Here is a 22,124-nt window from a genome sequence, read left to right on the forward strand (position 1 = left end):
TCTCCCACTCTTGTTTGAGTTCACCCTTTATTTGTTCCGGTCTGGCCATTGGGGCTCTTGTTACCGGTTATGCGCATTCTCCCGTAATTGTCGTCATCGTCCTGTGTACCAGTTGGGCAACCACATCGCGATCTCCGGAAAAATCATCAGGATGATGATGGTCAGCACCATGAGGAAGAAGAACGGCACGATCGATCGATAGATATCTATCAGCGTGACTTCCTTCGGCGCCAAGGCTCGCATCATGAAGAGATTGTAGCCGAAGGGCGGCGTGATATACGCGATCTGGCAAGTGATGGTGTAGAGCACGCCGAACCAGATGGCGTTAAAGCCGAGGCTCTTGACCAGCGGTATGTAAAGCGGCGCTACGATGACCAGCATGGCCGTATCATCAAGGAACATGCCCAGTATGATGAATGAAAACAGCATTAGTACCAGGATTGTCCACGGCGAAAGATCGAAGGTGTTGAGCAAGATCTTTTCAATGGCTTTCACCGCGCCGAGACCGTCATAGACCGACGAAAAGCACAGCGCCGCCAGAATGATCCAGAGGAACATGCAGGTGACGGTGAGACTGTTGCGTGTCGTGGTTTCCCATACCGCCTTGTTCAGGCGTCCGGTAAAAAGTGCGGCAAGCGTTGCAAGTAAGGCGCCGACGGCGGAACTTTCGACAAGGCTGGTAACGCCGGTGAGGAACAGGCCCATCATCGCGCCGAAGACCACAAGCGGCAAGATGCCTGCGCGCAGGGTGACGAAACGGTCACGCCACGTGATCTTATCCAGCTCTTCTCTGGGCAATGTTGGTCCGAGTTCGGGCTGGATACGGCAGCGGATATAAATGTAGATCGCAAAGAGCGCTGCCATGAGAAGGCCAGGGCCGATGCCTGCGAGCCACAGCTGCAAAACCGGCTGCCGGGCGATCATCGCATAAAGAACGAGCACGACGCTCGGTGGAATGAGGATGCCGAGCGAGCTGCCCGCCTGGATGACACCCGTAACCATCACCTTGTTGTAGCCGCGTTTCAGCAGTTCGGGCAGCGCCACGGTGGCGCCGATTGCCATGCCCGCGACGCTGAGGCCGTTCATGCAGGAAATGATGACCATCAGGCCAATCGTGCCCAGCGCGAGACCGCCGCGAATGCCGCCGAACCAGACGTGGAACATCCGGTAGAGATTGCTGGCAATGCCCGATTCCGAGAGCATATAACCCATGAAGACGAAGAACGGCACCGTGATGAGCGGATACCAGTTCAGTACTGCAAAGGTGGCATTATAGGGCATCTCGAACGAGCCTTTGCCCCAAAGCAGGAGTGCCGCGAGCGAACCGACGAAACCGATCACGCCAAATACGCGCTGCCCGGTCATCAGCAGCACCATCATGGTTGCAAACATGAAGAGCGTAATGAATTCAGAGCTCATATGTGATGTCCTTCCTCAATGGCAGGACCCGCAATCGTGCTGATCGGCTTTCCGCGCAGGGAGGCCCAGTCCTTGAAGAAATTGGAGACGCATTGCAGCAGCAGCAGGAAAATACCGACGGTCATGATGAGCTTGATCGGCCAGAGAAGCGGCGCCCAGGCGGTATAGTTCTTCTGGTTGTAAACGATGGCGTAATTGGTCGCTGAAATTCCGCCCGCAACCATCACGCCCAGATAGAAGATGATGAACAGGATGCTGATCATGTCCGTGATCATTTTTCTTCGCGGAGAAAGGCGGTCGAAGAAAAGATCCATGCGCACATGCGCGCCTTGCTGCATGGCATAGGCGCCGCCGAGCAGATAATAGGCGGAGAGGAGGAACTGGGACATCTCCAGTACCCAATTCACCGGTACGCCCAGAAACACACGGGAAAAAGTGGAATAAAGGAGGCAGGCGCCAAGTGCGAAGAACAGATACATCGCAAAACGCCCGGTATAATAATTCATTGCATCAACATATTTGACGAACAGTCTGATCGGCTTCGGCATTTCCGGCTCCTTCAGGCTCCCTGTTCAGTGTCTTGAGGACCAATTGCTTTTGCTATGTCCTCCAATATGGTCGCGAGTTTTTCGGCCCAGGCGGTCTGCGCCGAACCATCGGCAATCTCGTTGTTGCGCAGTTCGATCATCACGCAGGGTGCATTGCGCGGCCGGGCGTGCCGCTCCAATGTGTAATAGACACGATCCGCTGGCGAATAGGGCTCGTTTACGCCCACATGGAGGGTATCGTCCTTGCGCAGGGCCTCAATCAGTGGCTTGCCGATCCGGTCGTCTTCATCGTGGATGATGCCGATCTGCCAGGGGCGGGGTACATCCCGATAAATGGGTGTGAAGGAATGGATCGTCACGATCCATGATGGAAGCCCGCGTTGCGCACGCCTTGAAATGATCTGTTCAACAGCAGTGTGGAATGGACGATGCGAAAGATCGATACGTGCCATACGCTCCATGGAGTTGAGTGCATGGTTTCCGGGAACCACGGTCGTCTCGCTGATTTCCGGAATAAGATCATGGGCGTCGAGCGGTCGGTTGCAGTCGATCAGCAAGCGCGAAAGCTGGCTTTCGACAAGCGGCGCGTTAAGAGACGAAGCCAGACGTCTGGCAACTTCCACCGCGCCGGGGTCCCAGGCGATATGTGCCCGCAAGGCATCGGCATCCAGTCCAAGTCCGTCGAAAGTCTCTGGAATGAAATTGGACGCATGTTCGCAGACAAGAAGATAGGGACTTTCCCCCTCCTTGTTGAAGACAGAAACAGGCTCGCACGAAGCCGTGCGATGTTCTCGCTCGTCCGTCATTCTGTTCGTTCCCCGCGCTGTAACTTATGTTACGTTTTTTCCAATTATGCGCTATTGCGGATTATTTGATACGTCCTATGATTATTTGTCAAACACAATTTCGCCCAAATTTGAAAAGGGCAGTCGCTAAGGGAAGTACTCTGTCTGTGTATGCAAGCGTTGCGGAACTGATCAACGAGCGGATCGATACGATGCCAGCAGGCGAGCGAAGCGCCGCGCAGACGCTGATCGCCAATTATCCAATGCTGGGGCTGAAAACCGTCGCGGAATTTTCCGCTCTGGCCGGTGTCAGTTCCCCAACGATCCTTCGCTTTGTAAACAGGCTCGGGTTTCAGAATTATCCCGATTTCCAGGCGCGGTTGCAGGACGAACTCGCTGCCCAGTTACAGTCTCCGCATCATCGCAATGAACAGCCGGGAGCCGGGCCGGATACGGCCTATCCGGCGGTGGAGCATACGCTGGAAAATATCCGTGAAAGCTTCCGGCATCTAGGCGAAAAGCAGCTGAGGCAGGCTGTTTCGGCCTTGACCGACGCCAAGGGAAACATCTACCTGATCGGCGGCCGCTTCACCGATCCCATCGCGCAATATATGGCCGCACATTTAACGATCATTCGTCCCCATGTCTTTCATCTTGGCGGGCAGGAGAGCGTCTGGCGTGACCGCCTTCTCGATATGGGAAAGCGCGACGTTCTGGTGGTCTTCGATATTCGCCGTTATCAGGACAGTCTTTTGCAGCTTGCCGAAAAGGCGCGGTCACGCGGTGTCGAGGTCGTTCTCGTCACCGACCAGTGGCTTTCGCCGATAGCACGCGTGGCCCGTCATGTTCTGGCGGGGCGCACAGCCGTGCCGTCCGCATGGGATTCTTCGGCTGCGCTCTTTGTGCTGGCGGAAACGGTCATTCGCGAAATGACCCGAATGCTGGAAAAGGACAGTGCCGCCCGCATTGCGGAACTTGAAGGGCTACGCTGACGAAACTCGTTCAGGAATGTCCTATTCCAGCCCACAGGCGCGCAGAAAGAGTGCAGAAACTTCCTTCTCGATCCGTTCGAGATCCAGCGGTTCGTCCTTGTCGAGCTCCATCATGCTGCGCACCTGCGCTTCGAAATCGGCATAATGCTGGGTCACGGCCCAGATATGCATCTGAAACAGCAGCGGGTCGACAGGCCTGATGCGCCCATCGTCCACCCATGACTGGATGAGGCGGACAGCGTTTTGGGTCGCTGACTGATGTTTGGCCCAGTGGCGTCCGAGATAGGGCGCACCATTGGCAATTTCGGTGGTGAAAAGGCGAGAAGCCTTGGGATTCTTCTGGCTGTATTCGAGCTTGGCGCGAATATATTGCCGGATCACCTTGGCAGGATCGTCTTCGGTATTGGCGCCGAGGAATATTTCTTCCCACTCATCGAGGATATAGACGATGATATCCTCGTAGAGTTCTTCCTTGCTGGAAATGTAATAGTGCAATTGCGGCTTGGTGAGACCGGCGCGGTGCGCAATGCCTTGCGTGGATGCCCCCGCTAGGCCTTTCTCGGCGAACTCATCGATCGCGGCAGCCCGTATTGCGCCGAGAATGCGCCGCCTGCGGCCGAGGACCTTGTCCCGTCCGGTCAGTTCGGTGTCTTCATTCTCGTCGCTGTTATTCATCCATACCTGCCGCGATTGATAAGGGGCTTATAGGCCCAGCTTTTTCTTGATGTCGAGCCCTACGCCCTTGTTAACGAAGGCGTCGGTCGCAACCTTGCTCATGTCGAGTTCGTCACCGCTGACAATTCCTGCCTTGCGAGCAAGTTCATAAAACGCCTTGACGCGATCCATCGAAATAGCGCCGATTCCCTTTTCGAGCGTGTCTCCGCTGTCGATGAGCTGGAGGTTCTTGATCCGCTCCAGTTCCGCATCGAGCGTTTCCTTGCTCATGTCCGGATTATCTTTCAGGATCAATTCATAGGCCTTGCTGCGGTCGCCATAGAGAAAATTGGTCCAGCCCTCAATGGAAGCGCTGACGAAACGCTGTACGAGGTCGGGGTTCTTTTCGATCAGGTCCTGCCGGGTTTCGATCGTGTTGCCGTAAGTGCTGTAGCCATAATCGGCGAGGAGGTAGGTCGTGACCTTCGCACCTTCTTTTTCGGCATAGATCGGTTCCGCGGTAGCATAAGCCTGCTGCACGACCTTCTGGTCGTTAAGAAACTGGGCGAGGCTGTAATTATAGGGACGAAGCTGCTCGTCCTTGAAGCCGAACTCCTTCACCAGCCACGGCCAGAAGGAAAACTGCGCATCCTTGCCCATCAGCACGGTCGGCGCATTGGCGAGGTCCTTGAAATCCTTGTACTGACCTTCATGCACCATCAGTGCCTGCGGGTCCTTCTGGTAGAAGGCGGCTACAACCGTTGTCGGCACGCCATTGGCGACATTGTTGAACGACAGAAGCAGGTTGCCGGTCAGCAGGAAGTCGAGACGGCCCGCGGCCAGCATCGGGCGGTTGTTGACCTGTGGCCCGCCCATGTCAATCTGCACATCGAGGCCGTATTTCTCGTAAGTGCCATCGGCTACGGCCTGATAAAAGCCGCCGTGACCGGCTTGCGCCAACCAGTTGGTGCCAAGCGTCACCTTGTCGAACGCATGGGCCATTTGTGCGGAAAGGCCCACGGAGAGCGCGGCCAGCGCCGCAATCAGAGTTTTTTTCATATTGGTTCCCCTTGTTTTAATCAGTCAAAGCCATGTCGGCGGTCCAGCCGCGTGTTTTACCCGGATTGAGCAGGCCGTACGGGTCGGCGAGTTTCTTGAACTCGATCTGAACGCTGTCGATCTCCTTCATGCCGCCATCCTCGATAGTGTAGGCATGAGGATCGTAGATGTCGCAGCCGTCGACCTGCTCCAGTTCCTTGATCAGGCGATACATCTCGTCACGGCCTTCGAAGCGGACAAGCGGAAGTGCGAAAATCTGTACTTCACCCTCGAGCCGGGCCATTTCGTGATGCATATATTGTGTTTCGCCGTAGCGCGCGATCTGGCGGGTCACCACATCAACGTCGAATGGGCGCGGATAGGCGACCTGAAGGTAGGTCCAGCCTTCTTCGGCCTTCAGCGCCTGCAAGGTCGTATGGTTCCAGCCGCATTCGTAAGCGGGCTGGAGACCGTTCTTGTGCAATTCGTCCAGCGTCATGGCGAAGGAAATCTTCCCGCCAAATTCCGTGGCGAGCGCCTCGAAACGGGCCATCTCTTCCGGTGCGATCATGGCGAAAACCGCATCCTTGTCGGAAGGGAAGAGTTCGCCGAACTTGGTGTAGAAGCGCGCAAAACGACGATCTACTGTCGTTAGAAGATAGCAGTCCAGATTGGCTTCCAGTGCCTTGAGGCAGAAGTTGAGCGTTGCCTCGTAACTGTCGAACAACGCTGCGGTATGTATCCAGTCGGTCGATTTGGTGAGGCCGATTTCCAGTTCCAGAATGATACCGTTGGTCCCATAGGCATGCTGGACTTTATGGATGTCGGGTCCCGTCAATTCGATGATTTTTGGCTCCGGTTCGACGGTCAGGACCTTGACGGAATAAACGTTGCCATCGTCGCGCAGCATGCCGTGGCGCAGTGAACCGATGCCGCCTGAACCGCCGGAGAAAAAGCCGCCAATCGTGGCGATGCGACGGGTGGACGGATACATCAGCAATTCCTGTCCGGTCTCGCGCACGGCATCGTCAAGACGCGAAATGCGAGCCCCGCCTTCAACACGAACCCTGCCGGGTTCGATGGAGATGATGCGGTCGATCTTGGTCATGTCCAGGATGATGCCGCCTTCAAGCGGAACGCACTGGCCGTAATTGCCGGTGCCGCCGCCGCGAACGGTGATCGGGATGCGAAGTTTCGCGGCAGCAGCAGCAACGCGGCGTACTTCGTCCTGATCCTTCGGAATGACGACGAGATCGCCGACATAATGGCCGATATCCTCGGTGAGGATGGGGCTGTACCAGAAATAATCCCGAGAGCGCAGTTCGACCTGCTTCGGGTCATCGTAGATGCGGATTCCGTCGATTTCGGCCCGGAATGCGGCCCAGTCATAGATGCGCTGTGGTGCGGCAGAATTCATGGGGTTCTCCGATTAAATTTTTGTACCGTCGCGCCAGACAACGCGGCGGGCCTGCGGACGGCTGATGAGATCGGTAAGGTCTTCGGCATCGTGCCATATGAAGCTGGCCAAGCCGTCCACCTGAAGGGGCTGTATGCGCTGGCTGCCAATAAGTCGGGCGGGCAGGGTAGTGATGCTGTCGAGCCATTCCTGCGGTTCGACATGGCAGACCGGCGCTGCAAGACGCAGTATGGCGAGTGGGTCATAATTGCCATAAGGGTAGAATGCATCACCGACATTGTCAGAGCCGAGCATGACATCCATGCCCGCTGCTCGCGCTTCCTTGAGAGCCGCGACACCGCGCAGGCGCGGAGATTTCCCTTCGATCCGATCCTGTAGATAGAGATTGGACGTTGGCAGGGAAACGAGCGCGGTGCCTGCATTGGCGGCGGCATCAAGAATCCGCTGCAGTTCGTCCGGCCCGCGCAGCGATAGTGAACAGGCATGGCCACACAACACCCGACCAGCCATGCCATGGCGCACGGTGGCCGATACGATCAGCGAGAAGCCGTCCGCTTCTACCTCCAGCCCTTCATCGACATGAAAGTCGAGGTTGAGGTCATGCTGCACGGCAACACGGAACATCTCCTCAACTTTGGCTTCAAGATCGGCATTGCGATAGAAGAAAGCGCCAAACACGCCGCTATCTTTTGCAACGCGGGCCGCGATTTGCGAACCGGCATCAAGCACAAGATCGCCATGGACGAGCGCTGCAAGCTGAAGGTCGAGACGGTCTTTCCATTCCTGACGCAGTTCGTTGAGAACGGGCCAGGCAGTGGGCGCTTCCGGTGTCGTCCAGTCAACATGGCTGCGCATTGCGCCGACGCCTTGTTCAAACGCGGCTTCAAGGCCTCGGGTCGCGCGGGCGCGAATATCCGCCTCGCTCCAGTTCTTCCGGTCAGCGTTCATCAGGTCGATTGCGTCGAACAGGCAATCCACCTTGGCGCCGCCATTTTCAGCAATGCGCCGGATCGTAAATGTCTTGTCCAGATGGACATGGACATCTGCGAAAAGCGGCGTGACCAAACCACCACCCCTCGCCTGGGACGGCACAAGCGAGGCGATACGGGTGCCTTCGATCTGGATGTCGTAGTGCCCGGTGCGACCGGCTATGGCTACCCCTTGCAACATTCTAGCGCTCACGACGGATCTCGCTTTCATGCCAGCGTCCGAGCACAAGGCGCGACAGCCAACTTGTCACGAGGAAGATCACGATGCCGAGCAGCGATACGAGGAAAAGTGCCGCAAACATGCGCGGAATTTCGTTGCGGAAGCTCGATTCCAGAATGCGTGAGGCGAGCCCTGTGCTCTGACCTGCCGTACCGGCAACAAACTCAGCGACAACTGCGCCGATCAGTGACAGGCCGCCGGCGATTTTCAGCGCCGCCATGAAATAAGGCAATGCGCTTGGCGCCAGCAGATAGCGCAGGCGCTGCCATGGCGAAGCACGGTAGAGCCGGAAAAGATCCCGGAGGTTGTGGTCGGCGCTGCGCAATCCAATCACCGTGTTGGACAGGATCGGGAAGAACGCCACGATCCATGCACAGATCAGCAGGGCTGAAAAAGTATCACGCACATAGATGAGGATCAGCGGCGCGATAGCGATGACCGGCGTTACCTGAAGGATAACGGCGAATGGAAAGAACGCCATTTCTATCGGGCGGGAGAGGGCGAAAATCATGCCGAGCAGAATGCCGCCGATAATTGCACAGCCGAGCGAGATCAGGGTCAGCTTGACCGTAAACCACATGGATGCCATCAGCGATGGCCCGTCCTTTATAAGCGTCTGAGCAACCAGCGAAGGTGCAGGGATCAGGTAATGCGGCACCTGATAGTAACGGACGAGACCTTCCCATATGCCAAGGGCGATTATGATCGCCAGCGTCGGCATGACAATGCGCAAGGTGCGTTCGCGCCGGGCGAGGCGATCCTGTTCGACATTCAGGACAGGCAGTTCGGTTTGTATCGGATTCATCGTCCTGTCCTCAATGATCGATATCTTCGGAGGAAAGTGTCGCGGTCAGCGCGTCGGACACCTTGGCGCAATATCTCGCGTAGGCATCGGTTGTGCGGTAGTTTTCGGCACGTGGGTAGGGGCCGATGATCGGTATGTCGGCCACAACGCGGCCCGGTCGGGCAGCCATCACCACTACCCGGTTGGACAGATAAACCGACTCATAAACGCTGTGGGTTACGAAAATCACGGTCAGACCGTGTTCCTGCCAAAGTCGCAGAACGTCATTGTTGAGCTTGAAGCGCGTCATCTCATCCAGCGCCGCAAATGGCTCGTCCATCAACAGAAGACGCGGACGCGTAACCAGAGCACGAGCGATGGAAACGCGCATTTTCATTCCGCCGGACAGTTCCCTCGGAAATGCCGTGGCAAAGCGGGACAGGCCCACTTGTGCCAGCGCTTCTTCGACGCGCGGGGTTGCTTCCTTGCGGGCAATGCCGGACAGTCGCAACGGCAAATAAACATTGTCGAAGACGCTGGCCCACGGCATCAGCGTCGGCTCCTGAAATACGAAACCGATATCCTGCGCGCCGATAGGCCCCTTGCCGGGAGCGTGGCCGTTGATACGGATATTTCCGGCTGAAATCGATTCCAGGCCGGCGATCATGCGCAACGCCGTGCTCTTGCCGCAGCCAGAGGGGCCGAGAAAGCTGACGAACTGGCCTTGTTCGATCCTGAGCGACATGTCGCTCACGGCCATCACGCCGGTACCATATTGCTTGTAGACGCCGTCTATCTCGATCAGGGAGGATGGAGCTTGCGAGTTGGGGGCCACGCTCATTGTCCTTACCAGGCTGTTTTGTTGTCGAGCCAGGAGAGCGGCGCTCGTTCAATTTCCGCCAGAACCTCTACCAGGCGCTCGGCGGCAAAATCGATCGTCGCTCGACCTTTCTCCGCGGTCGCGAGCGTCGCATCACCAGCAGCGCCATAAGGATTGATATCCTGAATCTGCCAGGCAGGCTTGGCGCCGCCGCTCAGCGAAAGATGTTGGAAATCACTTGCAAAAGTTTCCGTAAGCGTTCGGAAATCCTGTACTTTCGACATATCGACGAGATCGGGATGCATCTCCAGCATCACTGAGGTTTCCATGTCGCCGGCATGAATGCCGTGCTTCAGGTCGTGATCGCTGTATACACCTTCCGGCATTCCAAGGCCGAACCAGTTGATGCTTACAACAAGCATGTTGTGACGGATGCGAAGCTCCCGCGCTACGATATCCATGACACTGATCTGGCCGCCATGGCTATTGAGCAGCGCCATCTTGCGGACACCGCTTCCTGCCACGCAAGCGCCGATCTCGCACCACATGCGAATGATGGTCTCGGCTGAAAACGTCAATGTGCCAGGGTAACGGCTGTGCTCATTGCTCTTGCCGATGGCTTGCGTCGGCAGGAAAAGCGCGTGGCTTGTTTCAGGCAGGCGGGCGATGGTTTCCTTGACCATGCCGTCAACGATGGCAGCGTCGACGGCCAGCGGAAGGTGTGGTCCGTGCTGCTCGATTGCACCAACCGGCAGAACCGCCACGAGCTTCTCACGCTCGAGGCGGGAGAATGCCTCGCTCGTATAATCGGACCAATATCGTTTCAAGACTGCAACTCCTACACGCTCGGGCCAAGGGCGTTAGAGCGCATCCCGAAAAGTGTGAAACGGTTTTCGGAACAAGATGCGCGTCAAACCAGATTTGAGTGCATCCTACTAAACAATCTGACCGATCGGTCAAACTAAATGTTTTAAATATACGGATTGCGTGCAATTAAGGTGTGAATCCGTGGCTATTTGGTCACGTGACGGGCCGCGACAGGTTTATGATGTGCGGAAAGTTCCGGAGGTCCTATGGACGAAAGATGCATTATCATTGGGGCTGGCCATGCTGGCTCGCAGGCTGCGATCAGTCTTCGGCAGGAAGGCTATGCAGGCGAAATCATTCTCATCAATGACGAAACCGATATTCCCTATCATAAGCCCCCACTGTCGAAATCCTATCTGAAAGCGCCGGAAGGGGGCGGTCTGGTTCTGCGTCCGGAATCGGCCTATCGCGACAATAATATCGAGATGATGTTTGGCCATCGCGTCGATGCCGTATCTATTGCAGACAAGACGGTCACACTTGATGACGGGCGAGTCCTGAGCTGGTCGGAACTGATCTTCGCGACCGGTGCGCGTGCTCGCATTCCCAATTTGTCAGGTGTCGAGCTTGACGGTGTTTTCACGCTCCGCCGGATGGAGGATGCCCGCCGCATCGCGGCAGCAATGCCCAGTGTTGAGAATGTGGTCATTATTGGCGGCGGCTTTATTGGTCTGGAAATGGCTCATAGCGCGATCGCGCTTGGCAAAAAAACGGTTCTGATCGAGGCAGCACCTCGTGTGCTGGGGCGTTCGGTTGCAACGCACATCTCCGCCCACGTGGAAGCGCGGAGCCGCGCCGCCAGTATCACAGTTTTGACGGGTCTCGGCGTGACGGCCATTGAGGGTGAAAATGGTCGCGTGACAGGCGTGGAAGCTGCAGACGGAACCAAATTCCCGGCCGATATGGTTGTGATCGGTACGGGTGCGGTGCCAAACGTGGAGCTTGCTGTTATGGCTGGGCTTGCGATCGACAACGGCATTGTTGTGGATGAGAACCTGCGCACGTCTGCGGGCCACGTCTACGCTATCGGCGATTGCGTAAGCTATGATCATTTTCAGGCCGGTCGTCGGGTGCGGCTTGAATCGGTGCAAAATGCGACAGATCAGGCAAAGCATGTCGCTCGTACCATTGTGGGCCGCGAGGCGCCGTTTAGGGAAATTGCATGGTTCTGGTCGGATCAGGGCGATATGAAGTTGCAGACGGCAGGCCTGTCCTTTGATGCCGACCGGCATATCCTTTCGGGAAACCCGGAAGAAAATGCATTCTCCATCTTTCACTTTGCCGGTGACAGGCTTGTCGCTGTCGATTCCATCAATCGCCCGGCAGATCATATGATCGCGCGTCGGCTCCTGGCCGCGGGCATTAGTCCGAGCGAAGCAGATGTTGCTGCCGGGGCGGCAAGGTTGAAAGAAATGCTGGCCGCTGCGCCGAAAGCTTGAGGATATACGATGAGCACTTTGAAACATCTGCTACCCGCCGACATGGCCGCACCTTTTGCCGCCTACAGCCATGGCGTGAAGTTAAAAGCCGGTGCAGAAATGGTTTTCTGTTCCGGTCAGCTCGGCATCGCGCCGGACGGAAATGTACCGGAAGACGCCGGCGCTCAGGCAGAACTCTGCTTTGAAAATATAAGCCGCATCCTGCGCGATGGAGGCATGGACCTATCCAATGTGGTGCGTATCAATGCCTATGTCACCGACCGAGCCTATATGCACCCATATATGGATGTTCGCGACCGGCTGTTCCCGCAGCCCGCGCCAGCCTCGACACTGATGATCGTTTCCGGTTTCACGCGTGAGGAGTTCAAGGTCGAGATAGAGGTGGTCGCGGCGCGGTAATCGCCAAACGAAAACACCCGTCGCGGGAGGAAGCGACGGGTGTTTTATGGGGAAGACCGGACTTGGGAGGAGGATATCCGGTCTTGTATCACCGAGGGAATGGGAGGAGGAGAAAACACCCCGGCGATATTCTGGAAACTGTAGGACCGCGCAATTATGGGGACTCGCGATCCTTGAAGAAGGCCAATGCCTTCCGGTGCGCTATTAGCGAGCAGCGGCCTTGCGTGCGACGAACGGGATTTCCGAAGGCAGGATGCCGAGGTCGTTCAGTTCACGTGGGCTCAGGCGGCTCAGTTCGTTTACAGTGTTACGGTAACGGCGCCAGTTGTTGTACGAGCGGATCAGGTTCATTTCTCTCACCTAGTAAAAATCTTATCTCTTTGTTGCAACCAGCATATAGGCTCGAAGCATTTCGAATTGGAGAGACAGATTTGCATAGCTGCAATGCGTTTAAGCTTGTCAGTTGCACGTCTTTTGCGCAGCTCGGTCATCATGCGATCACAATCTCATGCCGAATTGGGGAAATCGGCTCGATTCAGGCTGCTTCGGCGGCTAACCGGTTAAAAATTCTTTAAAAATTTACCGTCCAGAAAGTTGCTCCCACAAATTGTAGCGGCGCAACTGTCTGTTAATTCGTCTCACGCGCCTAATTGCGCGATGTCCTTCGTGTCGTGACAGCCTTGTATAATGAAGTATAGATCCGGGTATCCCGGAGGCTTCGAATTTTGTCGCAAAAGTCCGGGAAATCGTCGGTTAGAGACAACAATTCCACATGACTTGCGCCCCGGATTGGGTTAAGGGAGTTTTGTCGGGTGTCGGGATGCCATATCGTATGACGTTCTTGCACTGTCTGTCTGCGGGAGAGCGCCAATTGGCCGCCGAAGGGGAAATCGCCCGAAATCTCTCAGGTACAAGGAACCGCAGACCGGTAAGACAACTCTGGAAAGTCGGGGGCAACCCTGCGCCGAAGGTGTAAGTATGGCTTTAGCCATGCGAGTCTCTCAGGCCTGAGACAGAGGGGCACGAAGCAACCGCATTTTGCGGAGGCACACGTGCGACTCTGGAGTTGTTATGGGCGATACCGCACATTTGAATACCCTGCCTTTGCAGGATCTGCATGAACAGGCTGGCGCGCGCTTCGGCGGATTTGCCGGCTGGAACATGCCGATAACCTATCCGCTGGGCGTCATGAAGGAACATCTTCATACGCGTGAACATGCGGGCCTTTTCGACATTTCTCATATGAAGCTGATCGAGGTTTCGGGCGCGGACGCTGCCGCACTTCTTGCTGAAACCTGTCCGCTTGACCCGACTGTGCTGAAGGAAGGCCAGTCTAAATATACGTTCTTCCTCAACGAAAATGGCGGCGTGCTGGATGACCTGATCGTCACGCGCCTTGGTGAAGACCGTTTCATGGTCGTTGCCAATGCTGGCAATGCCGATGCCGATATCGAGCATCTGAACGAAGCTGCTTCCGGCAAGAACGTAACCGTCAATCCGCTTGACCGGGTATTTCTCGCCCTTCAGGGGCCCGAAGCTGAAAGCGTCATTAATGATGCCGGTCTCAAAGGTGCGGAGCTTGCCTTTATGAGCGGTTTCGAGCCGAAGCAAGGCTGGTTCATGACCCGTTCGGGCTATACCGGCGAAGATGGTTTCGAGATTGGCCTGCCAGCCGATGAGGCCCGCGCGCTTGCAACCAGGCTGCTTGCCGACGAGCGCGTCGAATGGATCGGCCTTGCCGCACGCGACAGCCTTCGACTTGAAGCCGGTCTCTGCCTGCACGGTCAGGATATCACGCCGGAAACCGATCCGGTTTCGGCCGGCCTCACTTGGGCGATCACCAAGCCTGTGCGGGAAAAAGCTGCATTCAACGGCGCAAAGGCCGTTCTGGACGCCATTGCCAAGGGCGCTGCTGCCAAGCGTGTGGGCCTAAAGCCGGAAGGCCGTCAGCCGGTCCGCGCTGGCGCCGATCTTTTTGATGAATCCGGTCGCCAGATCGGCACCGTTACTTCCGGTGGGTTTGGCCCATCGGCAGGTTTCCCGGTCGCCATGGGTTATGTAGAGGCAAGCCTCGCTACCCCCGGCACACGTGTCTTCGCTGACGTTCGCGGCAACAAGGTGCCCGTTGACGTTTCGGCACTTCCCTTTACTCCGCATCGCTATCGCAAAGGATGATTTCCATGGCCAATATCCTGTTCACCGAAGATCACGAGTGGATCAGCGTCGAAAACGGCGTTGCCACTGTCGGCATTACGATCCACGCACAGGAACAACTGGGTGACCTCGTTTTCGTCGAGCTGCCGGACGTCGGCCGCACGGCGACCAAGGGCGAAGGCATCGTGGTTGTGGAATCGGTCAAGGCCGCTTCCGATGTTTATGCACCGGTCGATGGCGAAGTGGTCGAAGTCAACGAAGCCGTTGCAAGCGATCCGGCTCTTATCAATCAGGCTGCGGAAGGCGAGGGCTGGCTGTTCAAGCTGAAGCTTTCGGATGAAAGCCAGCTTTCCGGTCTCCTCGACAAGGCCGGTTACGACAAACTGGTAGGATAACGCGATGACCCAGCAGGTTCTTCCCTTTGTTGCCCGCCATATCGGGCCGAGACTGGAAGACGAGCGCGCAATGCTTGCGGCGCTCGGCCTTCCTTCCATGGAAACCCTCATCACCCAGGCGGTTCCGGCGTCTATCCGTCTGAACCGTGCGCTTGATCTGCCGGCGCCGCTCAGTGAATCCGATGCGCTTGCAGAGCTGAACGCCATCATGGGCCGCAACGTGGTGAAGAAGAGCTTCATCGGCGCGGGCTATCATGGTGTGCATACGCCGCCGGTCATCCAGCGCAATCTGTTTGAAAACCCTGCCTGGTACACCGCCTATACGCCGTACCAGTCGGAAATCAGCCAGGGTCGTCTTGAGCTTCTGTTCCACTTCCAGACGCTGGTTGCAGAACTGACCGGCCTGCCGGTCGCCTGCGCCTCGCTTCTCGATGAAGCAACTGCGGTTGCTGAAGCCATTGGCGTTGCCTGCCGTCATCACCGCGACAAGCGAAGCCGTATCCTGCTTGCAGGCGAACTGCATCCGCAGACGGTTGATGTGGTGAACACCCGCGCTGAACCGCTCGGCTGGCAGATCGAAACCGGCAGCACTCTCGATGAAAATACTGCTGCCATCGTCGTGCCGTGGCCGGATACACGCGGCGTCTACGGCGACTTCAGCAAGGTGATTGCCGATGCGAAGGCCAAGGGCGCACTCGTTATTGCCGTTGCCGATCCGCTGGCGCTGACGATCATGGAAGCGCCTGCGACGTGGGGCGCGGACATGGCTGTTGGCTCCATGCAGCGTTACGGCGTACCGATGGGCTTTGGGGGCCCACATGCAGCATATCTGGCTGTGTCGGAACCTCTGACTCGCATCATTCCCGGCCGCATCGTCGGCCAGTCGGTCGATGCGCATGGCCGTGCGGCCTATCGTCTGGCGCTCCAGACCCGTGAGCAGCATATCCGTCGCGACAAGGCGACCTCCAACATCTGCACTGCGCAGGCCCTGCTTGCCAATATGGCCGCATCCTTCGCGATCTGGCATGGCCCGGCAGGCTTGCAGGCGATTGCCACCCGCGTTGCCGGTCTTGCTGCCCGCTTTGCTTCCGGCCTCAAGGCCGCGGGTGTCGAAATCGCAGGCGATAGCCTGTTCGATACGGTCAGCATCAAGGTTGCCGGAAAGGCGAAGGCCATTGCTGACGAAGCTGACAAGGGCGGTCGTCTGCTTCGTGTCATCGATGCGGACACGGTCGGCGTAACCTTCGATGAAACCTCGACCGAGGAAGATCTTGCAGCGCTTGCCGTTCTGTTTGGTGCCAAGCTGGTCGACGGTGACAAGGTTCTCGTGCCCGGCAAGGGACGCGGTGAAGGCTTCCTCACGCAGGAAGTATTCCATTCGCATCGTTCCGAAACCGAGATGATGCGCTTCCTGCGTCGTCTGGCCGACAAGGATCTGGCGCTTGACCGCGCAATGATCCCGCTTGGCTCATGCACCATGAAGCTCAATGCGGCAGCAGAAATGATGCCGGTGAGCTGGAACACGGTTGCTAATCTGCATCCGTTTGCGCCTGCGGCACAGACCGAAGGCTATGCCAGGATGACGGCGGATGTCGAAGCTTGGCTTTGTGAAGTCACCGGCTTTGCTGGCGTTTCGCTACAGCCAAATGCAGGTAGCCAGGGCGAATATGCTGGTCTGCTGGCAATTCGCCACTATCACCAGTCGCGGGGCGAAGGTCATCGCAACATCTGCCTTATTCCATCGTCTGCACATGGCACCAATCCGGCCAGCGCCTCGATGGCTGGCATGAGCGTTGTCGTGGTCAATTGCCGTCCAGATGGCGATATCGACATCGACGATCTGAAAGCCAAGGCCGAGAAGCATCGTGATAATCTCGCTGCCTTCATGATCACCTATCCTTCGACCTATGGCGTGTTCGAAGAAGGCATCAAGGCGTTCTGCGAAATCGTCCATGAAAATGGCGGTCAGGTCTATTTCGACGGTGCGAACCTCAATGCGCTGGTTGGGCTCGCCCGTCCTTGCGACATTGGCGCTGACGTCTGTCACATGAACCTGCACAAGACCTTCTGCATCCCGCATGGCGGTGGCGGTCCGGGCGTTGGCCCGATTGGCGTTGCCAAGCATCTGGTGCCTTATTTGCCGGGCCATGTGGATATCGGTTCCAAGCACGCTGTTTCGGCGGCGCCTTTCGGTAGCGCATCCATTCTGGTCATCACGTGGATGTATATCCGCATGATGGGCGGCGCTGGTCTCAAGAAGGCGACCGAGGCTGCGATCCTCAATGCCAACTACATTGCGCATCGTTTGAAGGACGCTTATCCGATCCTTTATACCGGCGCACATGATCGTGTGGCGCATGAGTGCATTGTTGATACGCGAGTTCTGAAGGATAGCGCTGGCGTGACTGTGGAAGACGTGGCCAAGCGCCTCATCGACTACGGTTTCCATGCGCCGACCATGTCCTGGCCGGTTGCCGGTACGCTGATGATCGAGCCGACCGAGTCTGAACCGAAGTCGGAAATCGACCGTCTTTGCGATGCGATGATTGCCATTGCAACTGAGGCGAAAAAGGTTGCCGATGGTGTCTGGCCTGCGGACGACAATCCTCTTGCCAATGCACCGCACACGGCAGGCGATACGCTGGCGAGCGAATGGACACATCCTTACACCCGTGAGGAAGCAGTGTTCCCGGCAAGCGCTATCAATGGCGATTTCGACGCGACAGCAAAATATTGGCCACCGGTCAGCCGCGTGGATAATGTGGGCGGTGACAGAAATCTCATCTGCTCATGCCCGCCTGTAGCTGCCTACGGATAAGTTGAAGCGCAGTTTTGCCGACAAGAAGCGCCGCGGAAACGCGGCGCTTTTTTTGCGCATGGACAGGCAGAATTTATTGATTAACTGGATTTCAGTTAATCTGCTTGGAAAGCCGCTCGGGTCGAGGCGTCTCTCCCGGATTGTTCTTTTAAAACAGAAAGATGTGCTGGTTGCATCTATGCGGTGAAATGAGACGCTAGCCGGATTTCAGGCAAAAAAAGAGCCGGACTGGGAAGTCCGGCTAAGTTATGAAGGTGCCTTATAGGCAAACCTCCAGAGGGGAACACTTACCGCGCGCAATGGGAGGAGGCACAGCGGTAAGTGACTGTGATATGTATCACCTTGCTCCAATCTTCAACCCCTGAAACACGAAATTTTTGACCATTTCGGAAAATTCTGAAACTTTTCCCATTTTGACCGTTCCCAGCGGGTCATTGGTCAATATTTGTGTTCCTCAACGGACAAGTCGTGCTTCAAATCGAAACAATCTTTCGTCGTGGTGGTCTCGCTCGACTCCAAGATCGATTCCGAGGCTCGAAGCTTCTTGGGAGCGATCACACAACAAACGATAGCATCGCTTCATCTCGACGCGAATTACCACCGGGATCGCAAAAACGACGACGATACCAATCTCAATCTCGAAGAGATAAAGGTTGGGCGAAAGGGAGAGAGGAAGTCGTGATCCGTGGCCTGCTCCGGATCGAGGCCAGTTTATCTCTGCCCACTGCATCTGCTATCCGGTTACGCGGAGATGACTTAGGTGCATTTTCAATGCCTTATACAATTCTATCATCCAGTCACAGTTATAAGCTTCTGAAATGGTTAGAATAATTCTAAAACATTCCTGCGCTGGTCAACTTCATTTAACTTGCAGGGCTGGCAGTGCGGATATAAAAGATGACCAAATGACGAAGGCTTCATGCCGGGTTTGAAGAGAAGCGACCATCGGACAGGCCGATTTCTCTGTCTTTTGGATAGTCGGAATGCTTGTACCTTTTCTCATCATGTTCCGCGAAGGCGTGGAAGCTGCGCTGATCGTCGGGATTATTGCCACTTATCTCCATCAAACCGGGCGTAGCGCCTGGATGCCTGTGGTCTGGATTGGCATTCTGCTGGCTTTGGCCATGTCGCTGACTGTTGGCGCTATCCTGCAGCTTCTGAGCGCGGAATTTCCTCAGAAAGCGCAGGAGCTTTTCGAGGCCATTATTGGTCTGATTGCGGTTTTCGTCCTCACTTCAATGGTGTTCTGGATGCGCAAGGCGGCGCGCTCCATCAAGGTGGAACTGCATCATTCCATCGATGCGGCGTTCCAAACCCCGACGCACAAGGGCTTTGGTCTTATTCTCATGGTCTTCTTTGCGGTGGCGCGTGAAGGGCTTGAATCCGTTTTCTTTTTGCTGGCTGCTTTCCAGCAGAGCGAAGGCCCGGCGGCGCCTGTGGGCGCGCTGCTCGGCGTTTTGCTTGCAGCGGCGGTTGGATACGGCATCTTTAAAGGCGGCTTGAAGTTGAACCTCCGCCGCTTCTTTCGCTGGACGGGCGTTTTCATCCTGATCATCGCGGCGGGCATTCTGGCCAATTCTGTCATGGCGCTGCATGAGGCAGGTATCTGGAACCACTTCCAGGCAGTCGTTTTCGACGCGAGCGACATTCTCCCGCTAGACAGTACGCTCGGCTCAGTTCTGGCTGGGGTTTTCGGATATATCGCAACGCCGACTGTCAGCGAAGTGGTCGCCTATGTGGCTTTCCTCGTTCCGGCACTCATCCTGTTCCTCATGCCAGCGAGCGGATCAGTGGCCGCAAGCCAGATCAAGACAAGCGCACAATAAAAGAGATTTTCATGACGAACCCGAAGCCTACAGAACCGATGTCGCGCAATCTGGTCCGCATAGGACTGGCCGTCGCCGTGCTGCTGCTGCTCGCTGCCGGTGGGGCATTTTATTATGCATCCCGTGTATCGGACAAAGCGCGGCATGCAGGAGCTGGCGACAAGATACAAGTCGCGATCAATGCAAAAAGCTGCGAGCCGAACGAATTGACCGTCCCGGCCGGGCGCTCGGTTTTTGAAATCATCAACAAGTCGGATCGCACGGTCGAGTGGGAAATCCTCGATGGTGTGATGGTTCTCGAAGAGCGCGAGAATATTGCGCCGGGCTTCAAGCAGACAATCACAGCGAAGCTGGCGCCAGGCGAATACCAGATTACCTGCGGGCTTCTTTCCAATCCTCGGGGCAAGCTGACCGTAACTGCGACCGCTGCCAGCGAAGCGGAAAAGAGCAAACTGCCCCTTACAGCTTTTATCGGTGCACTGGCTGAATATCAGATTTATCTCACAACCGAGGTTGCTGAATTCCAGAAAGCTGTTGCGGCGCTTTCCGCCGCAATAGCGAGCGGTAATCTGGAAGCCGCACAAGCCGCCTATGGTCCGGCGCGCGCCGCCTATGCGCGCATTGCGCCCGTCTCGGAAGCATTTTCCGATCTCGATACGGCCATTAATGCCCGTGCCGATTATTTCGAAAAGCGCGAGAAGGACGCAGGCTTCGGTGGTTTGCACCGTGTCGAATATGGTCTGTTCGAACAGAAATCCGTCGATGGACTGGCAGCTGTGGCTGGCAAGCTTGAGCAGGACGCCACCGTCTTGAAAGAACGCATTCGCGGACTTCGCATTTCACCGGACCGCATGATGGCGGGCACTGCTTCCGCCCTTAACCGTTTCGCTTCAACAGCGTCGGATGAAGGTGAGGACCGCTATGCACATACTGATCTGCAGGCTTTGTCGGGCCTTCTCGAAGGCGCCGCCAAGACTGCCAATGTCCTGCGCCCCATTGTCGAAAAGGTTGATCAAAAGGCATTCGAAGGCATCGACAAGGACGCTGCTTCGATCAAGTCGCTGCTCGGTGCGGACGCTCAGGGCAATGGTTTCAAGGCGTATGACGCACTGTCGCCTGATGAAAAGGCGAAATTCAAGGACGGCGCGGCACAACTTGCTGCGCAATTTACGAAACTCCGCGATCAGCTGGGAGTAGATTGATGACCAGAAAATTTTTTAAAAACGATACGATAACGTCTGAAGAACCTGTTTCGTCCGCTCGGCGCGCATTGCTGCTGGGTGCGGGAGCCGCCGGTGTTGCCGGAACTGTTGGAAGCGTGCTTGCACCTCAGGCAGCACAAGCGCTTTCTTCTGAGAACGTGACCAATGCGCCTGAGAGCGAGAAGCTTCACGAAAGCCAGGCTTTTTACGGAAAGCACCAGCCAGGCATCGTCACGCCGCGTCCCGCGGCCGGGCTCGTTGCTTCTTTCGACGTTTTGGCACGGGACCGCTCCGAACTTGAGCGCATGTTCCGGCTGCTCACCGAGAGGACCGAATTTCTGATGAAAGGCGGGACGCCGCCGGAACTCGATGCAAAATTTCCGCCCTCCGATTCCGGCATTCTTGGCCCGGTCGTCACACCCGACAATCTCACTGTTACGGTTGCGCTTGGTTCGTCTCTGTTCGATGACCGTTTTGGCCTGAAACCGTTGAAGCCGAAACTTCTGCAGCGCATGACGAGTTTTCCCAACGATGCCCTGCAAAAGGACATTTGCCACGGGGACCTCGTAATTCAGTTCTGTTCAAATACGCCGGACACGAACATTCACGCCCTGCGCGACATCATGAAGAACATGCCCGACCTTTTGTTGGTGCGCTGGAAACAGGAAGGGACGGTTCCTGTGCAGCCGCCGCATTCGCCGAAGGCGAAAGAAAGTGCGCGGAATTTCCTGGGCTTCCGCGACGGGTCTGCCAATCCCGATCCATCTGATGAGGCATTGATGAACCGCATCGTCTGGGTGGGCGAAAAAAATGCGGAGCCGGATTGGGCAACCAATGGCAGCTATATGGCGGTGCGCATCATACGGAACTTTGTCGAACGCTGGGATCGTACGCCGCTACAGGAACAGGAAGCGATTTTCGGACGGCGCAAGGATAGCGGAGCGCCATTCGACGGAAAAACCGAAACCGATGTTCCCAATTATGCGAAGGACGCCGACGGCAAAATCACGCCGCTCGACTCGCATATCCGCCTGGCAAATCCGCGCGATGCAAATGCCGAGCAGCACCTCATTCTGCGTCGTCCGTTCAACTATTCCAATGGCGTCAGCAAATCGGGCCAGCTTGATATGGGTCTGCTTTTCATCGCCTATCAGGCCGATCTGGAAAAGGGCTTCATCACGGTTCAGAACCGGCTCAACGGTGAGCCGCTGGAAGAATATCTGAAGCCGATCGGGGGTGGGTATTTCTTCGCGCTGCCAGGTGTTGAGGATCACAAGGACTACTACGCGCGCGCACTTTTGGAGGCCAGCGGTCCGCAAAATGCCCGCGGGTAAGGAAACTACCAGAACATTTTGATT

Annotated in this window: 20 protein-coding genes and 1 riboswitch; of the genes, 9 read left to right on the top strand and 11 right to left on the bottom strand. The window is 56.4% G+C overall.

Features of this window, described 5'->3' with window-relative positions:
- Window positions 1-93: 93 nt before the first annotated feature.
- The 3 genes from ACS5UA_RS07870 to ACS5UA_RS07880 are packed head-to-tail and all read right to left on the bottom strand — an operon-like array spanning window position 94 to window position 2,773.
- A complete protein-coding gene (locus ACS5UA_RS07870; RefSeq protein ID WP_006469140.1) occupies window positions 94-1,419 on the bottom strand; it encodes a TRAP transporter large permease in 1,326 nt (441 codons plus the stop codon).
- Entirely contained in the window at window positions 1,416-1,967 is a 552-nt protein-coding gene (locus tag ACS5UA_RS07875; RefSeq protein ID WP_075041849.1) for a TRAP transporter small permease subunit, read from the bottom strand. The genes ACS5UA_RS07870 and ACS5UA_RS07875 overlap by 4 nt, the downstream gene beginning before the upstream one ends.
- An 11-nt stretch (window positions 1,968-1,978) precedes the next feature.
- Window positions 1,979-2,773, bottom strand: a complete 795-nt coding sequence (locus ACS5UA_RS07880; protein WP_075041850.1) for an N-formylglutamate amidohydrolase — start codon at window positions 2,771-2,773, stop codon at window positions 1,979-1,981.
- Between the two features lie 26 nt (window positions 2,774-2,799).
- On the opposite strand from ACS5UA_RS07880, the gene ACS5UA_RS07885 reads away from it, so the two are divergent.
- Window positions 2,800-3,744: a MurR/RpiR family transcriptional regulator gene (locus tag ACS5UA_RS07885; protein ID WP_266019133.1), complete on the top strand. Its 945-nt coding sequence runs from the start codon at window positions 2,800-2,802 to the stop codon at window positions 3,742-3,744.
- Window positions 3,745-3,765: 21 nt separating this feature from the next.
- Here the strand turns inward: ACS5UA_RS07885 and ACS5UA_RS07890 are convergent, their stop codons facing one another.
- From ACS5UA_RS07890 to ACS5UA_RS07920, 7 genes are read right to left on the bottom strand one after another with little or no spacing between them, the layout of a single operon-like run.
- Window positions 3,766-4,419: a TetR family transcriptional regulator C-terminal domain-containing protein gene (locus ACS5UA_RS07890; protein ID WP_075041851.1), complete on the bottom strand. Its 654-nt coding sequence runs from the start codon at window positions 4,417-4,419 to the stop codon at window positions 3,766-3,768.
- Between the two features lie 27 nt (window positions 4,420-4,446).
- Window positions 4,447-5,457, bottom strand: a complete 1,011-nt coding sequence (locus ACS5UA_RS07895; protein ID WP_075041852.1) for an ABC transporter substrate-binding protein — start codon at window positions 5,455-5,457, stop codon at window positions 4,447-4,449.
- A gap of 16 nt (window positions 5,458-5,473) precedes the next feature.
- Window positions 5,474-6,853, bottom strand: a complete 1,380-nt coding sequence (locus ACS5UA_RS07900; RefSeq protein WP_112702396.1) for an FAD-binding oxidoreductase — start codon at window positions 6,851-6,853, stop codon at window positions 5,474-5,476.
- A gap of 12 nt (window positions 6,854-6,865) precedes the next feature.
- Entirely contained in the window at window positions 6,866-8,023 is a 1,158-nt protein-coding gene (locus tag ACS5UA_RS07905) for an amidohydrolase family protein (protein ID WP_075041854.1), read from the bottom strand.
- Window position 8,024: 1 nt separating this feature from the next.
- The gene (locus ACS5UA_RS07910; protein ID WP_025090014.1) at window positions 8,025-8,867 is read right to left on the bottom strand and encodes an ABC transporter permease; all 843 of its coding nucleotides are present in this window, start codon (window positions 8,865-8,867) and stop codon (window positions 8,025-8,027) included.
- Between the two features lie 10 nt (window positions 8,868-8,877).
- Window positions 8,878-9,687, bottom strand: a complete 810-nt coding sequence (locus ACS5UA_RS07915) for an ABC transporter ATP-binding protein (RefSeq protein ID WP_006469132.1) — start codon at window positions 9,685-9,687, stop codon at window positions 8,878-8,880.
- A gap of 5 nt (window positions 9,688-9,692) precedes the next feature.
- Window positions 9,693-10,493 carry a creatininase family protein gene (locus ACS5UA_RS07920; protein WP_006469131.1) on the bottom strand — a complete coding sequence of 267 codons (801 nt, stop codon included), beginning with the start codon at window positions 10,491-10,493 and terminating at the stop codon, window positions 9,693-9,695.
- A 246-nt stretch (window positions 10,494-10,739) separates the two neighbouring features.
- Between ACS5UA_RS07920 and ACS5UA_RS07925 the strand changes: the two genes are divergently transcribed.
- On the top strand, window positions 10,740-11,972 hold the full coding sequence (locus tag ACS5UA_RS07925) for an NAD(P)/FAD-dependent oxidoreductase (RefSeq protein ID WP_006469130.1): 1,233 nt from the start codon (window positions 10,740-10,742) through the stop codon (window positions 11,970-11,972).
- Window positions 11,973-11,981: 9 nt separating this feature from the next.
- Entirely contained in the window at window positions 11,982-12,371 is a 390-nt protein-coding gene (locus tag ACS5UA_RS07930; RefSeq protein ID WP_006469129.1) for a RidA family protein, read from the top strand.
- Window positions 12,372-12,575: 204 nt separating this feature from the next.
- Here ACS5UA_RS07930 and ACS5UA_RS07935 read toward each other — a convergent pair whose 3' ends face one another.
- Window positions 12,576-12,722 (bottom strand): DUF1127 domain-containing protein, encoded by a 147-nt coding sequence (locus tag ACS5UA_RS07935; protein ID WP_002965914.1) that lies wholly within the window; start codon window positions 12,720-12,722, stop codon window positions 12,576-12,578.
- 496 nt (window positions 12,723-13,218) lie between these two features.
- Window positions 13,219-13,302: riboswitch (glycine riboswitch) on the top strand.
- A gap of 140 nt (window positions 13,303-13,442) precedes the next feature.
- Here ACS5UA_RS07935 and gcvT point away from each other — a divergent pair.
- The 6 genes from gcvT (at window position 13,443) to efeB (ending at window position 22,100) form a co-directional block, all read left to right on the top strand.
- On the top strand, window positions 13,443-14,546 hold the full coding sequence (gene gcvT, locus ACS5UA_RS07940; RefSeq protein ID WP_006469127.1) for a glycine cleavage system aminomethyltransferase GcvT: 1,104 nt from the start codon (window positions 13,443-13,445) through the stop codon (window positions 14,544-14,546).
- Between the two features lie 5 nt (window positions 14,547-14,551).
- A complete protein-coding gene (gcvH, locus tag ACS5UA_RS07945) occupies window positions 14,552-14,920 on the top strand; it encodes a glycine cleavage system protein GcvH (RefSeq protein WP_006471988.1) in 369 nt (122 codons plus the stop codon).
- A 4-nt stretch (window positions 14,921-14,924) separates the two neighbouring features.
- On the top strand, window positions 14,925-17,738 hold the full coding sequence (gcvP, locus tag ACS5UA_RS07950) for an aminomethyl-transferring glycine dehydrogenase (protein WP_006469125.1): 2,814 nt from the start codon (window positions 14,925-14,927) through the stop codon (window positions 17,736-17,738).
- Window positions 17,739-18,721: 983 nt separating this feature from the next.
- Window positions 18,722-19,564, top strand: coding sequence for an iron uptake transporter permease EfeU (gene efeU, locus ACS5UA_RS07955; protein WP_006469121.1), 843 nt, complete (start codon window positions 18,722-18,724; stop codon window positions 19,562-19,564).
- A gap of 11 nt (window positions 19,565-19,575) precedes the next feature.
- Window positions 19,576-20,766 carry an iron uptake system protein EfeO gene (efeO, locus tag ACS5UA_RS07960; protein ID WP_031346991.1) on the top strand — a complete coding sequence of 397 codons (1,191 nt, stop codon included), beginning with the start codon at window positions 19,576-19,578 and terminating at the stop codon, window positions 20,764-20,766.
- Window positions 20,766-22,100 carry an iron uptake transporter deferrochelatase/peroxidase subunit gene (gene efeB / locus ACS5UA_RS07965; protein WP_021587283.1) on the top strand — a complete coding sequence of 445 codons (1,335 nt, stop codon included), beginning with the start codon at window positions 20,766-20,768 and terminating at the stop codon, window positions 22,098-22,100. Before efeO ends, efeB begins: the two co-directional genes overlap by 1 nt.
- The last annotated feature ends 24 nt before the right edge of the window (window positions 22,101-22,124 follow it).

The organism is Brucella sp. RRSP16 (assembly GCF_052246815.1).
GTDB lineage: Bacteria > Pseudomonadota > Alphaproteobacteria > Rhizobiales > Rhizobiaceae > Brucella > Brucella intermedia.